The organism is Fibrobacter sp. UWB15 (assembly GCF_900177705.1).
Taxonomy (GTDB): Bacteria; Fibrobacterota; Fibrobacteria; order Fibrobacterales; family Fibrobacteraceae; genus Fibrobacter.
In genome coordinates this window covers 1,076,910-1,091,570 of the sequence record NZ_FXBA01000001.1, presented here as the reverse complement: position 1 = coordinate 1,091,570, position 14,661 = coordinate 1,076,910, and the positions used below count along the sequence as shown (strand labels likewise).

Annotated in this window: 11 protein-coding genes; 7 read left to right on the top strand and 4 right to left on the bottom strand. The window is 53.5% G+C overall.

Annotation, left to right across the window (positions count from 1 at the left end; all coding sequences use genetic code 11):
* Window positions 1-39 precede the first annotated feature (39 nt).
* Window positions 40-1,824, top strand: a complete 1,785-nt coding sequence (locus B9Y58_RS04520) for an AMP-dependent synthetase/ligase (protein WP_073054581.1) — start codon at window positions 40-42, stop codon at window positions 1,822-1,824.
* Between the two features lie 11 nt (window positions 1,825-1,835).
* Here the strand turns inward: B9Y58_RS04520 and thiH are convergent, their stop codons facing one another.
* Window positions 1,836-3,095: a 2-iminoacetate synthase ThiH gene (gene thiH, locus B9Y58_RS04515; protein ID WP_073054579.1), complete on the bottom strand. Its 1,260-nt coding sequence runs from the start codon at window positions 3,093-3,095 to the stop codon at window positions 1,836-1,838.
* A gap of 283 nt (window positions 3,096-3,378) precedes the next feature.
* On the opposite strand from thiH, the gene rpsO reads away from it, so the two are divergent.
* The 5 genes from rpsO (at window position 3,379) to B9Y58_RS04490 (ending at window position 10,870) form a co-directional block, all read left to right on the top strand.
* Window positions 3,379-3,651: a 30S ribosomal protein S15 gene (rpsO, locus tag B9Y58_RS04510; RefSeq protein WP_072978575.1), complete on the top strand. Its 273-nt coding sequence runs from the start codon at window positions 3,379-3,381 to the stop codon at window positions 3,649-3,651.
* 57 nt (window positions 3,652-3,708) lie between these two features.
* Window positions 3,709-5,928, top strand: coding sequence for a polyribonucleotide nucleotidyltransferase (pnp, locus tag B9Y58_RS04505; RefSeq protein WP_369827941.1), 2,220 nt, complete (start codon window positions 3,709-3,711; stop codon window positions 5,926-5,928).
* A 181-nt stretch (window positions 5,929-6,109) separates the two neighbouring features.
* Window positions 6,110-7,810, top strand: coding sequence for an HD domain-containing phosphohydrolase (locus B9Y58_RS04500; protein ID WP_083532208.1), 1,701 nt, complete (start codon window positions 6,110-6,112; stop codon window positions 7,808-7,810).
* Window positions 7,811-7,838: 28 nt separating this feature from the next.
* Window positions 7,839-9,578, top strand: coding sequence for a (E)-4-hydroxy-3-methylbut-2-enyl-diphosphate synthase (gene ispG, locus B9Y58_RS04495; RefSeq protein ID WP_073054574.1), 1,740 nt, complete (start codon window positions 7,839-7,841; stop codon window positions 9,576-9,578).
* A gap of 125 nt (window positions 9,579-9,703) precedes the next feature.
* Window positions 9,704-10,870 (top strand): phosphoglycerate dehydrogenase, encoded by a 1,167-nt coding sequence (locus tag B9Y58_RS04490; RefSeq protein WP_073054572.1) that lies wholly within the window; start codon window positions 9,704-9,706, stop codon window positions 10,868-10,870.
* Window positions 10,871-11,130: 260 nt separating this feature from the next.
* On the opposite strand, the gene B9Y58_RS15125 is transcribed toward B9Y58_RS04490, so the two are convergent.
* Window positions 11,131-11,304 carry a prepilin-type N-terminal cleavage/methylation domain-containing protein gene (locus tag B9Y58_RS15125; protein ID WP_083532207.1) on the bottom strand — a complete coding sequence of 58 codons (174 nt, stop codon included), beginning with the start codon at window positions 11,302-11,304 and terminating at the stop codon, window positions 11,131-11,133.
* A gap of 48 nt (window positions 11,305-11,352) precedes the next feature.
* Here B9Y58_RS15125 and B9Y58_RS04480 point away from each other — a divergent pair, with 48 nt between their 5' ends.
* On the top strand, window positions 11,353-12,552 hold the full coding sequence (locus tag B9Y58_RS04480; protein WP_073054570.1) for a cation:proton antiporter: 1,200 nt from the start codon (window positions 11,353-11,355) through the stop codon (window positions 12,550-12,552).
* On the opposite strand, the gene B9Y58_RS04475 is transcribed toward B9Y58_RS04480, so the two are convergent.
* Both B9Y58_RS04475 and B9Y58_RS04470 read right to left on the bottom strand, forming a co-directional pair.
* Window positions 12,549-13,496 carry a tRNA-dihydrouridine synthase family protein gene (locus tag B9Y58_RS04475; protein ID WP_199220941.1) on the bottom strand — a complete coding sequence of 316 codons (948 nt, stop codon included), beginning with the start codon at window positions 13,494-13,496 and terminating at the stop codon, window positions 12,549-12,551. The two genes, B9Y58_RS04480 and B9Y58_RS04475, sit on opposite strands and share 4 nt — an antisense overlap.
* Before the next feature lie 3 nt (window positions 13,497-13,499).
* Entirely contained in the window at window positions 13,500-14,426 is a 927-nt protein-coding gene (locus B9Y58_RS04470; RefSeq protein WP_234989095.1) for a peptidoglycan DD-metalloendopeptidase family protein, read from the bottom strand.
* Window positions 14,427-14,661 lie beyond the last annotated feature (235 nt).

The following is a 14,661-nucleotide window of genomic DNA, read 5'->3' as shown; positions in this document are numbered from 1 at the left end:
AATAAATGTATTTTATCCCTAGTAGGAAGGGTGTTTTGTATGGAACCGCTGCAGTATACATCGCTTGCGCATGCGTTTTTCGCAAACTGCGATCGTGAAAACTTCGCAGGCTGGTTCCACCGTACTCCCGAAGGCTGGGTCCATTTTTCGGGAACGAGACTGCGCCAAGAAACCCAGTGCCTGGCTCTTGCCTTTAGGGCACGTGGCCTTAACGCAGGCAAGAGTATTGGTGTCGTGGTCAATAGCTGCCCCGAATGGATCATGGCCGATGTGGCGACCCAGCTGAACCAGGCCCGCGTGGTTCCCCTTTTCCCGAATATTTCGGCTGAAAATTTCAAATACCAGTGCGATGACGCCTCGGTACAGGTGTTGCTCCTGAACAAGCTGTCGGACTTGTCGCCGTCTATCGGTGCCTTGATGCCAAACTTCAAGGCGGTGATTTGCCTCGACCGCAATTCGGAGTTGCCGCCTAACGGTGTGTACTGGGACGACTTGGTGAAAGAAGGTGTGGAGTTGTCCAAGCTGCCGGAATCTTCGCTGTGGCTGAACCAGCAGATGCATTCCCTGAACCCCGACGATGTGTTCTCCATTATTTATACCAGCGGTTCTACCGGTGTGCCCAAGGGCGTCGAGCTGACGCACCGCAACATGCTTTCGCAGATCCAGGTGATCAAGCGAGATTTTTTGCGGCTGAACGTTTCGACCGATGTATGCCTCGTGGTTTTGCCGGTGGCGCATGCCTTTGAACGTATGTCGGTCTACTTTTACACCCTTAGCGGTACCAAGGTTTACTTTGCGGATTCGCCGCGGCATATTGCTGACATCATTCGTGAAATCAGCCCCACGGTCATGACGGTGGTACCCAGAATCCTGGAACGTCTGTACGAAACCATGACGGCTGCGGGCGAAAAGATTTGCGGAATCCAGAAGCTTGTCTTTGATCATGCCATCGCCTTGGCCAAGAGGCGCAACCCTCTGGAACGTCGCGGGGTGCTTTGCAAAATTTACGACAAACTGGTTTACAGCAAAATGCGCGAAGCCATGGGCGGGCGGTTCCGCCTGGTGATTTCGGGCGGGGGAGCCTTGAACAAGACGATTTGCCGGTTCCTCTTGAACGTGGGCTTTGATGTCTGCGAGGGCTATGGTCTTACGGAATGTTCGCCAGTGGTCAGCGTGAACAGGCCCGGTTCTGCTAGGCCAGGAAGCGTCGGTCAGCCGCTGACCCACCTGCAAGTAAAAATCGGGGATCACAGCGAAGTGCTCGTCAAGGGCGACAGCGTTTTCAAGGGGTATCGCAACAGGCCCGACTTGAATGCGGAAATCTTTACGGAAGACGGATTCTTTAAAACCGGCGACCAAGGGTATTTTGACCGCGACGGATTCCTTTACCTGACCGGCCGCCTCAAGGAACTGCTGAAGACAAGTACGGGCAAGTACGTGAGTCCAAACCCCATCGAACTGGAACTGGGGCGGCACCTGCTGATTGAACAGGCGCTGGTCATTGCCAATGACCGCAAGTTCGCCTCGGCCTTGATTTTCTTGAATCCGGTGAATGCCAAGCGATTTTTGAAACGTACGGGGAACGATTTTAATCTTGAGAAGGCCTTGAAGTCAAGGCGTATTCGCGAATCGATCAGTCGCCATGTGGAACGCGTCAACAGTAAGCTGAATCACTGGGAACAGATTCGCCGGTGGACTTTGATTGGCGTTGAACTGACTGTGGAATCGGGGCTTTTGACGCCCACCTTAAAAATCCGGCGATCCGTAGCTGAAGCGCGGTTCGCCGAAGAAATCGAAAAAATGTACGAAGATGCGCCTAATTGAGCGGTGCCTGTTTAGACGTACAGGTAATCGTTCAATACTGGCTGCAGGCCTTCGCCCGAGATGTCGCTGTACATGGCGTTGAAGCTACGGCCATCGTTGATTTCGAACTGTTCGTCGCCACCTTCCCCGTCATCGTGACCGCTGTACTTGCTTTCGTGGTCGCCGATGCCCGTAGAAACGCCGGCGGAAACTTTCGTCGCACAGATTTTCACGATGCCGTTGCGGAATTCCTTGCTTTCGCGGCTCGAAACGGTGATGCCCACGTACGGCAAGAAGATGCGGTAAGCGCAAAGCACCTGGCAGAGTTCCTTCTCATGAACATCAAGCGGGTCAATCTTGTCGTTATTGATAATCGGGCGCAGTCTCGGACAGCTTAAGCTCATTTCGGCATGCGGATATTTCTTTTGTAAGAAATACACATGCAGTGCCGATGCGAGCGCGTCGCGGCGGAAGTCCGAAAGGCCGAGGAGTGCGGAAAATGCCACCCCGCGCATGCCGGCCATCAGGGCCCGTTCCTGGGAATCAAAACGGTACGGGAATACGCGCTTGTGACCGAGCAGGTGAAGTTGTTCGAAACGAACCTTGTCGTAAGTTTCCTGGAAAACCGTCACGTAGTCCACGCCGCATTCGTGCAGGTAGCGGTATTCGTCCGTATTCACCGGATAAACTTCAATGCCTACCATGCGGAAATACTTGCGGGCCAGCTTGCAGGCTTCACCGATGTATTCCACGCTGCTTTTGGCGCGGCTTTCGCCCGTGAGAATCAAGATTTCTTCCATGCCGCTGTCAGCAATCACCTTCATCTCGTGCTCGATCTGCTCCATCGTGAGCTGCATGCGCTTGATATGGTTGTAGCAGTTGAACCCGCAGTAGACGCAGTAGTTTTCGCAATAGTTCGCGATGTAGAGCGGCGTAAAGAAGTACACGTTGTTGCCGAAGTGCTTGCTGGTCTCGATTTTCGCCTTCGCGGCCATCTGTTCCAGATACGGAGCGGCCGCCGGAGAAAGAAGCGCCTTAAAGTCCTCGAGCGTGCAGCGTTCGTGTTCCAGGGCGCGCTTCACGTCCTTGCCTGTGTATTTGGAATAATCGAAATTTTCGGATTCTGCGAGCACCTTGTCGGCGATGTCCGACTGGATGACTTCCATGCCGGGCAGATAATCCATTATATTAGTACGGGAACTCGGATCGTTTTCAAGGCGGTGCTTCTTGGCAAGCGCCCCTTCCGAGAGATTCCCGGAATCAAACAGGTAATTATTGTCTTTTCTTTCCACGGCCCCCAAATATAGAAAAGAAGCCCAAATCTTGCTAGAAGTAGCTTTTTATCAATTTTTTGCCATTTTTACCCCATTTTTGCCCCAAATTTCCTTCCTACTTCCTACTTCCTACTTCCTACTTTTTCTATATATACCCCCAAATTGCATTTTTGCCTGGGTCCTGTGACCAGATTCGCCAATTCCACTGGTGCAAGAGCAGGGAAACTCGGACAAAAACATGTAATGAAACAGGTCGCCATGGTGGTGACCGCAAAAACAACAAAAAAAAGGAATGGCTATAATGGCTACTATCACTAAAGAAAAGGCTGCAGAAATCACCGCTAAGTTCGGAGCAAACGAAAAGGACACCGGTAACGTCCGCGTTCAGATCGCTCTCCTCACCGAGAAGATCAAGAACCTCACCGAACATGCTAAGACCCACAAGAAGGACTTCCACTCCCTGCGCGGTCTGTCCATGATGGTTTCTAAGCGCAAGAACCTCCTCAAGTACTACGGCGAAAAGGACATTATCGCCCAGCGTGCCTTGATCAAGGAACTCGGTCTGCGCGGCTAATTCTTCAGACTGGAGAAATTTATGTCTATTGACGCATACCATCAAAAATACGGCAAGATGCTCGACCCGAAGGAAGTGTCTGTTACGCTCCCTGACGGCCGTGTGATCACGTTTGAAACGGGCCGTATCGCCAAGCAGGCTCGCGGTGCTGCAGTCGCCAAGATGGGCGATGCATTCGTGCTCTCTACTGTCTGCTACGGCGAAGAAAAAGAAGGCGACTTCTTCCCCCTCACTGTGGAATACCGCGAAAAGGCTTACGCCGCTGGTCGCCTCCCGGGCGGCTACAGCAAGCGCGAAGCCGGTCGTCCCTCTGACGAAGAAACGCTTTCTGCACGTATTATTGACCGCCCGATTCGCCCGATGTTCCCCGAGAACTTCACGCGCGAAGTCCAGGTGATCGTGCAGGTTCTGTCTGCTGACCGCAAGTTTGCACCGGACGTGCTCGGCGTGTCTGCAGCATCCCTTTCTATCGGTCTTTCTGAACTGCCCTTCGAACAGCAGGTTGCCGCCGTACGCGTGGCCGTGGTCGATGGTCAGAACATCGTGATGCCCACCTACGAACAGATGGCCTGCGCCGATCTGGACCTGGTGGTCGCCGGTACCGAAGATTCCGTCTGCATGGTGGAAGGCGGTGCCTACGAAGTGTCCGAAGACACGATGATCAACGCAATTCTCGCCGGTCACGAAGCCATCAAGCTCATGTGCAAGGCCCAACAGGAACTGGTGGACCGCTGCGCTAAGCCCAAGATGGAACTCAAGCCGCAGCACGTTGGCGAAGCCCACGAAAAGCTTCTCGCCACGGTGAAGGAAGTCGTGTGGGACGAACTGAACAAGGACGTCCACTCCAACATGGTGAAGACCGACTTCTATCCGGCTATGGCAGACCTCTGCGCGAAGATGCTCGAAGACGAACGCATTCTCGCCATCATCGGCAAGGACGAAGAACAGGATCCTGCTCTCGTTGCAGACGCTAAGGCAATCTTTAGCGACTACGAACGCACTGCCATGCGCGAAATGATCTTGAACGAAGACGTGCGCCTCGACGGCCGTACGACGACCGAAGTCCGCCCGATCGAAATCGAACTCGGCGTTCTCCCGAGCGCTCACGGTTCTGCGATCTTCCAGCGCGGTGAAACCCAGGGTCTCGTGGTCTGCACGCTCGGCTCCAAGGCCGACGAACAGCGCTACGAAAGCCTGCAGGGCGAAGGCTCCAAGAGCTACATGCTGCATTACAACTTCCCGCCGTACTGCGTGGGTGAATGCAAGCGCCTCGGCATGAGCCGCCGCGAAATCGGTCACGGCCACCTCGCCGAACGTTCTCTCGCTGCCGTTCTTCCGCTGCCGGAAGACTTCCCGTACACCATCCGCGTGGTTTCCGAAATTCAGGAATCCAACGGTTCTTCTTCCATGGCCTCTGTTTGCGGTGGCTGCCTCAGCTTGATGGATGCTGGCGTTCCTATCAAGGCTCCGGTCGCAGGTGTCGCTATGGGCCTCATCTCCGAAAAGGGTTCCGTCAAGGAAGGCGGCAAGATCAAGATCTTGACCGACATCACCGGTACGGAAGACCACCTCGGCGATATGGACTTCAAGGTGACGGGTACTGCCGAAGGTATCACTGCCTTCCAGATGGATATCAAGATCCGCGGCATTACGCCGGAACTCATGCGTGAAGCTCTGGAACAGGCTCGTCAGGGCCGTCTCCACATCTTGGGCAAGATGGCTGAACTCGGCCTCGCCGCTCCGCGTCCGAAGGTTTCCGAGAAGGCTCCGACCATGATCAAGATGCGCATCCCCACCAACAAGATCCGCGACGTCATCGGTTCCGGTGGCTCCGTGATCAAGGGCATGCAGTCTCAGACGGGTTGCACGATCAACATCGACGACGATGGCAACATCGACATTGCTGCTCCCAGTGGCAAGGCCGCTGCAGTCTGCCGCCGCATGATCGAAGAACTCACTGCCGAACCCGAACCGGGCCGCAAGTACAAGGGCAAGGTCAAGACGATCCAGCCGTTTGGCGCTTTCGTCGAAATCCTCCCGGGTCGTGACGGTCTCGTGCACATCTCCGAACTTGCCGACCACCGCGTCGATAAGGTCGAAGACGTCGTTCACGTCGGTGACGAAGTCGAAGTTCTCTGCCTCGGTGTCGACCCGAAGGGCAAGGTGAAGCTTTCCATGAAGGCTTTGCTCCCTCCGAAGCCCGCTGCAGAAGCTCCGGCCGCTGAAGCACCTGCTGCAGAAGCTCCGGCTGCACCTGAAGCACCGGCTGAAGCCTAATTCAGAACAAATTCTGAAAAATTAAATACAGCCGTCAATCCATAAAGATTGACGGCTGTATTTTTTACACGGATTTTAGACAGAAATCAGTCTTATTGTCTTGAACAACCTTTTAAAGCCGTAAATTTTAATTTATATTTAAACTGGGTTGCGGAGATGTTGGCACTGATGGGATTATTTTATGGTATTACTATTTTTGGCAGCATTAACTGTTGTTGCAGCGTTCAATTTTTTTCTGCACTATCACGTTAATCCAAGACAGAACGGTCCGTATGCGCTACTATTCTTCTTTTCGTTTGTAGCTTGCCTAGGACACCTATTTCTTGCTCTTTCCACCAACCTAGATCAAGCCATTATTTCGAATAAAGTCATTTATCTGGGCTCCATTTTTTTGCCGGTATTGACTTTTAACGCCTGCCTTTCGATATGCAAAATAAAGTGCCCCACTTGGAGTCACGACTTCTTGATGTTATTGGCGTTTATTGTGCTTGCAATGTCGTTTACGGTAGGGCACAACGGGCTTTATTACAAATCCATCAAGTATATACAGACATACGGCGTCGGCAATTTTACTGCAGAATACGGAATCGGCCACGACATCTTTAACTGTTCGATGGTTGGCTTTGTCATTATCAATGTAAGCTTGATTGTTTACGCGTTCATCAAAAAGAAAAACGTGTCTTTCAAGAGCCTGGTAGCTCTTTCTGCAATTGAAGCTGTCTCTATTTTATCGTTCTTTATTTCAAGATTCGTCGAAAGCGATACTCTTGTAATGCCGGCGGTCTATGTGTTTGACCAGTTTGCGCTCTTGTATATCTGCTATCGAGTCAAACGCTACGACGTAGAACAAATCGTTTCGCAGGTGCTCGAAACTCAGAACGTCGACAGCTATGTGCTGATCGATTCGGACAATAGTTTTCTCGGTAGCAATGCGTTGGGTTACGAGACATTTCCGAACCTAAAAAATTGCCGTATCGACCATACCACTCCCGACAATCACGAACTGAACCATTTGCTTCTTTCCTGGATCAAGGAAGAGGCCGAAGGCAAGGTGACAGCCGAAAAGAATTTCGAGCAGGATGGCAAGTATTACAAGATCAAACTTCGCCAGCTTCCTCTTTCCGGTTCCGAAAAAATCAATATGTTCAAGATCGAAGACGAAACCAGCATACACAACTATATCAACATGCTGGGTACCAACAACGTCCGTCTGGAACTGATGCTCAAGGAAAACGATTCCCAGATTCGTTCGATTCAGGAACAAATGGTGGTGGGCATGGCCCATATGGTGGAAAAGCGCGACAGCAACACTGGAAGCCATATCAAGCGCACCAGCAGGGTCGTGCAGATTCTGGTGGATTACTTGCGTAAGGACCACACGTTGGGACAGTCCGAATTCTTCTACGATTGCCTGGTGTCAGCAGCACCGATGCACGATATCGGTAAGATCGCTATCGATGACCGCATCTTAAGAAAACCGGGCCGCTTTACGCCGCAGGAATACGAAGAAATGAAGGAACACCCCGAAAAGGGCGCCATGATCGTGGAAAACCTTTTGACGGTGGTCGAGTCCCCGGATTTTGTGAAGATTGCAAAGAATGTGGCCCGTTACCATCACGAACGTTACGACGGATTCGGTTACCCCAAGAAACTCAAAGGAACCGAGATTCCCTTCGAGGCTCGCGTCATGGCGATTGCCGACGTGTACGATGCCTTGGTTTCGAAGCGTTGCTACAAGGCCGAAATGTCTTTCGAAGAGGCTTACAATATTATTATCGATGGAATGGGCACGCAGTTTGACCCCTCCCTTAAGGATTGCTTTATCGCTTGCCGTAAAAAGCTCGAGGAATATTACAGCAACTTGAGCGAAGACGAAGCGTAAAACGATAAAATTTGCTATCTTTGGGCACATGACAAAGTTTAGCGAATTCCCGTATGTAGCCGACCGCTTTAATGCAGTCCGCAGGGAAACTGTACAAGTCCGCGTTGGCGAGGCTTTGATAGGGGGCAACGCCCCCATTTTAGTTCAGTCCATGACCACCACCAAGCCGAAGGACGTCGAGAAGACGGTGGCCGAGACTCTGGCGCTCGCCAAGGTGGGCTGTGGCCTGGTTCGCATTACCGCCCCGACATTTGCAGATGCTGCCGCACTCGAGGAAGTGATGAAGCAGGTGCGAGCAGCCGGCTGCACGGTGCCGGTTTCCGCCGACATCCACTTCCAGCCGAAGGCTGCGTTCGAGGCGCTCAAGTGGGTCGAGAAGGTCCGCATCAATCCGGGTAACTTTGTCGATACAGGCATTTTGACGCTCGACCAGCAGACGGACAAGTCTTTTGAAGAAGGCAAGGAAAAGGTGGCCGAAGCCTTTACGCCGTTCGTGCAAGAAGCCAAGCGCCTCGGTCGCGCCATCCGCATCGGCGTGAACCACGGTTCGCTCTCGGCCCGCATGATTTACCGCTACGGCGATACGGTCGAAGGCATGGTGGAAAGCGCCATGGAATACTTGGCCGTGTGCGAAGCCGAACATTTTGACCAGGTGGTCTTGAGCCTCAAGAGCAGCAATCCGCGTGTGGCGATTGCCGCCTACCGCATGCTCGCCGCTCGAATTAAGCAGGAAGGCTTTAAGCCGTACCCGTTCCACGTGGGCGTGACTGAAGCGGGCGCAGGTGCCGACGGACGCTTGAAGTCTGCGGCCGGCATCGGCGCACTGTTGCTTGACGGTCTGGCAGATACGATACGCGTTTCTTTGACTGAAGATCCGGTGGCCGAAGTCCCGGTAGCACAGGAACTCATTAAGGCCTGCGCATTGCCTGCTGCACCGACTGCCTACAACGTGCCGCAGCTTGAAAAAGACCCGTACCACTACGAACGCCGCGAGACCGAAGTCGTGAAGGTTTCGGGCGTAGAAATCGGTGGTTCTAATCCGGTGAAGGTCGGCGTGAAGGCCGATGCGATTGCACTCACCGGCGAACGCCGCAATGCTGAATTCGCCCTGCCGAGCTTGGATGCCGCCCCCGTGGTGCAGTTCAAGGATGCCATGGACATCGCGGGCTTCGCTGCGAATCCGGCGAGCGTGCCCGCAGGTTCCGTGTTCTGCTATACCGGCGCCGAGATGGTTTCGGGCGTGCGCGCTCTTGTTGCAGCTCTCGAAGCTGCAGGTCGCAAAGACCCGATTTTGCTTTACGCCAAGATTAACGACAACGAACGTGAAACGCTCCGCGTGTCCGCTGATATCGGAAGCCTCGTGACCGACGGTCTTGGCGACGCCGTCGTGATCGACGGCTACAAGGGTGCTAAGGAAAGCGTGCTCCTTGCATTTGATATTCTGCAGGCCGCCTACTGCCGCCGCAGCAAGACGAACTTTATCAGTTGCCCCAGCTGCGGCCGCACCCTCTACGATATTCAGCAGGTCATGGGCAAGATCAAGGCCCGCTTCGGACACCTCTCCGACATTTCGATTGGCATCATGGGCTGCATCGTGAACGGCCCGGGCGAAATGGCCGATGCCGACTTCGGCTACGTAGGTGGAGGCCCCGGCCGCATTACGCTGTTCGAAGGCAAGACCGCGGTCAAGAAGAACATCCCCGAAGAAGACGCCATCGAGGAACTCGTGAATTTGATAAAAGAGAGAGGCAGGTGGCAAGAACCTTGATTTAGTAGACGGTAGACAGTAGGAAGTAGACAGAATAAATTTGGCGGCGAAGCCGCGATTATTCAACTTCCTACTTCTAACTTCCTACTTCCAACTAAGTTTTAACTTAAACAAAGGACAAAAAAATGGCAACTATTAAGACGATGAACAACATTTCCAAGAAAGGCTTGAGCCTGTTTGGCTCGTTCTACCAGGTTTCCGACTCCGTCGAAAATCCGGATGCCATCTTGGTGCGTTCCGCCCAGGTTGATACCGACAACTTTGATGGCCTGCTGGCTGTCGCCCGCGCCGGCGCTGGCGTGAACAACATCACTATCGACAAGGCTTCTGCAAAGGGTATTTGCGTGTTCAATACTCCGGGTGCAAACGCCAACGCCGTTGCCGAGCTCGTGATGACCGTGCTCGGCATGGCCGTCCGTAACGTGGACAAGGCTGCCGCATGGGTCAAGGGCCTCGACGTGAATGATCCGGACCTCGCCAAGACCGTTGAAAGCGGTAAGAAGAAGTTTGCCGGCATGGAACTCGCCGGTAAGACTCTCGGCGTGATTGGCCTCGGCAAGATTGGCGTGCTCGTTGCCAACTATGCTCGTTGGAAGAACATGCGCGTCATCGCTTACGAACCGTATCCGAACGCCGCCAACATGCACGAACTTTCCAACAAGGTTGAAATTGCCGACCTCGACACCGTGATTGCAAATTCCGACTTCCTCACCGTGCACGTTCCGTTCATCAAGGGCGTGACCGAAAACTTGCTCAACCGTAAGAACCTCGCCGGCTTCAAGGGCAGCTACATCATGAACTTCGCCCGCGGCGGCATCGTGGAAATGGCTCCGGTGAACGAAATGCTCGCTTCCGGTTCTCTCCAGGGCTACCTCTGCGACTTCCCGGATGCAGACCTCATCAAGAACGACAAGGTGACTTGCTTCCCGCACCTCGGTGCCTCTACCGAAGAAGCCGAAGAAAATTGCGCCGTGATGGCCGTTGAAGAATTGAAGGACTACATCGAATACGGCTGCGTCCGCAATTCCGTGAACTTCCCGGCCCTCGTCGATCACCCGCATTCCGGCGTCAAGAGCCGCGTCGTGGTCATCAACCAGGACGTTCCGAACATGATTTCTGAAATCACGAAGGTGTTCGGCGCCGAAGGCATCAACATTGCTTCTTTCAGCAACAAGAGCAACGGCAAGATCGGCTACAACCTCGTTGACGTGGAAAGCAAGGTCGATGATTCTATCGTCGAAAAGCTTTCTAAGCTCGACAAGGTCATCAAGGTCCGCGTGATTCATTTCTAAGAGACCGCTCGCGCCCAATTGTACTAAGTACGTCCCCCGAGCGCTCGCTCTCGCAACCACGCCCCGTTAATACGGGGCGTTTGTTGCTCACGGAAGACCGCTCGCGCCCAATTAGACCGTTCGGCTCTATCGCATCAACAAGAATGTGATATCGCCTCACTCTCGCCTTCACGACTCGTTAATACGAGTCGCTTAAGGCTCACAGAGACCATTTTGGCTAAATACAAAAACGACTCGCTAACGGCGGGTCGTTTTTATTTTCAACAATTAGTATTCATAGTCGGCGCAACCGATGTCACCGTATGTCGAGTGGTCTTTTCGGTGTATCCAATTAATTTAGGAACAGCGATTCCAGAGAGAACGCCGAGTACAACAATGACCACCAAAATTTCGATTAGTGTAAATCCGCGTTTCGTTTTGTATTTTCCCTTCATATGCCAAAATATAGTTGAATTTCTATCTTTGGCACCGAAAATTGCATTATGTTGACTTCTCTGGCACTCATTTTCTTGTTGGGGTTACTTTTAGGCTCGATTTTCGTCAAGCTTAAGCTCCCGAGCATTCTCGGGATGATTCTGACGGGGATTATTCTCGGTCCCCATGCACTGAACCTGCTTCGGCCGGCATTTTTGGATATTTCGGCTGACTTGAGGCAGCTGGCGCTGGTGATTATCCTGACGCGTGCGGGGTTGACCCTCGATATGCGGGAATTCAAGCGGATAGGTCGCGCAGCCCTCTTGATGTGCTTTGTGCCCGCTTCGATTGAAATTGTGGGAGTCGTTTTGCTTGCGCCGCCACTGATGGGGGTGACTTATTGGGAGGCGGCCCTCATGGGGTCTACCATTGCGGCGGTGTCGCCTGCGGTGGTGGTGCCGCGCATGCTCAAGATGCGTGAAGAGAATCGCGGCGTCAAACGGGGGATCCCCCAGATGCTTCTGGCGGGTGCTTCGCTAGATGATGTGTATGTGCTGGTGACTTTTGCTGCTTTCCTAGCTTTGCTAAAGGGCGAGAGCGTTTCGGCAACGAGCTTTCTTTCGGTGCCGGTGTCCATAACCCTTGGGGCTGCGGTGGGAGTGGCCTGCGGGTATGCCTTGGTGTGGTTCTTTAAGCACAAGCACATGCGCGATACGGTGAAAGTGCTGATTATCTTGAGTTTTGCCTTTTTGCTAAACGAACTGGAACATGATATTAGCGATGTGGTGCCGTTCAGCGGCATGATTGCGGTGGTCGCCATTGCGGCCTGCATTTACGGCAAGCATCCGGAACTTGCGAAACGCATCAGCGGCAAGTTCACCAAGTTCTGGGTCGCGGCCGAAATCATCTTGTTTGTGCTAGTGGGTAGCACCTTGGATGTGGCTTATGCGTTTACGGCGGGAATCGGCGCGATTTTCGTGGTGCTCGGGGCCATGTTCTTTCGAATGGCGGGCGTGGCCATTTGCATGTGGCGCACTCCGCTGAATTACAAGGAACGCCTGTTCTGCATGCTGGCCTATGTTCCAAAGGCGACGGTGCAGGCGGCCATCGGCGGCGTGCCCTTGAGTTTTGGGCTTGCCTGCGGCAACAACGTGCTCACGCTCGCGGCCGTGGCGATTATGGTGACGGCGCCGCTCGGAGCTATCTTTATAGATAAAACCTATAGGCGGCTGGTGCCGGTGGATTCGGCAGACGCCGAGAACGGCTAAGCGAGTTCGTTGACGGCTGCGAGGTATTCCTCGAGGGTCTTGGCTTTCTCGATTTTCTTGCGGTTTTTCTTCGGAAGGTCCGCGTACGTCCAGAAGGGGCGGATTTTGTCTAGAATTTGGGCGTTGCCTTGTAAGCGGCGGGCGTAGTCGGCCGCGATGTCGGCGTGGATTTTCAGAAGCGTTTCGGTGGTGGTTCCGCAGGGGAGTCCGGCGTACTGGGTGGCGAGAACCGGGTTCGCGAGGAGGCCCCTGCCAATCATGATTCCCGCAAGTTTCGGGTAGCGTGTCTCGATGTACTGGATCTGCTTGAGGTCGGTGATGTCGCCGTTAAAAATCAGCTTTTGTTTACAATTTCTGTAGAATTTATCGAAAGCCTCGAAGTCGAGCGCGCCCTTGTACTGCTGGATTCCAACCCGCGGATGAAGCGTAATGTGGGCGAGGGGAGCCTCGTTCAGGAGCGGTAGCAGTTGCAGGCTTTCCTCCGGGGAGGTGAGGCCGAGACGCATCTTGATGCTGAACTTTGGGCTTTTGTCTGTGGCAGGTTCGGCTGCGGGTTGGCTTAATTTGTTTATGGCGTCAAGAATTTCGCGGACTTTTTCGGGGTGGGGGAGTATTCCGGAGCCGCGGCCCGACTTGGTCTGCATGGGGTAGGGGCAACCCATGTTGATGTCGATTTCCTGGAAACCGAGCTCTGTAACGGCCTTGGTCAAGGTGTTGAATTCCTCGACATCGCGTACGATGATTTGCGGGACCAGGTGGTAAGGATGCTCTGTCTGCAGATCGCGGAGGTCCCTGGCGCGGACTTCGCCTTTTTCCAACCTAAGAAACGGTGTGTAATAGGTATGGATTCCAGGGGCGAACTTGCTGTGGGCTAGTCGGTAAGCCGATTCGGTAAATCCCTGGAGCGGGGCAAAGTGAATGGGGAGCATGGTTACGAAGCGCACGACTTACGAGCAGCGGAGCACTTGACCCGGGCGAATGGTGTTGCCCTTGATGCCGTTCAGCTGCTTGAGTCGCGTTACAGAAATGCCGTATTTGCGGGCGATTTTGCCGAGACAGTCGCCGCGACGCACCTTGTAGTAGCGGTGCTTGGAAAGTTCCTTCTGGTAGCCTTCTTCAACCGCGAGCATTTCTTGCGGTTCGATCGTAATGAGGGCACTCTGGAAAGTGCCTTCTTCGAAGTTGAAAATCGTGGACGGGTCGATGTAGTTGCCGTGGTACTTCATCTCGAAGTGTAGATGGGCGCCGAAGGAACGGCCCGTGTTGCCGCCTACGCCGATCGTATCGCCGGCTTGCAGGGTGTCGCCGACATGTACTTGCCAGCTGGCGAGATGGGCGTAGAGCGTTGTGAGGCCGTTGCCGTGGTCCAGAATCACGTACTTGCCGTAGCCTTTGCGGCGGCCTTGGTTGCGGACCTTGGTGACGACTCCTGTAAAGGCTGCCACAATGGTGCGGTCTTCGCCGTGGCAGAGTCCCATGTCGACACCGCGGTGCATACGGTAGGTGCGGATGCCATAGGGGGCAGAAATGCGGCGGCTTGCCGTGGGCACAAAGGCGGTGGTCATGTCAAGCGTCAGTTTGGGGAGCGTTTCAAGCGATGCGGAATCGCCTTCGGCCATATCGGCGGCGAGTTCGGCGTCTGCTTCTTCTTGGCTCATTTCGGATTCACCGTCGGAATCTTCGATATCGGAGTCTGCTGCGGTGACATCGTTGGCGGCGATTTCGGAATTGCCGGCGTCGGCTTCGTCAAGAATCGGGTTGCCGGTAAATTCACTTTCCGTTTCGGAGGGAGCTAAAATCTGTGTTTCTGGCTCGGTTGTGGGCTGAGTATCTTGAGCCGTATTTTTGTTCGAAGCACAGGCTGTAAAAAACAATACAATAGACAGTAGAAAACCAAACATTCGCATAGATTTCAGCAATATAATATTTTTCTATAGGTTCTAAAACTTTTATTTTCCTTGCGTTGCCCTAAGTGTAATTAGTTGTATACATATGGCGCTTTTTGGGCGAATTAGGCTTTATTGGTGGTGTATATTTTTCTAAATTGTGGCGCGTCAGGGCCTATCATCCAGGTAGGTTCCTAGTCCGGCTAGATTAGCCGATAAAGGA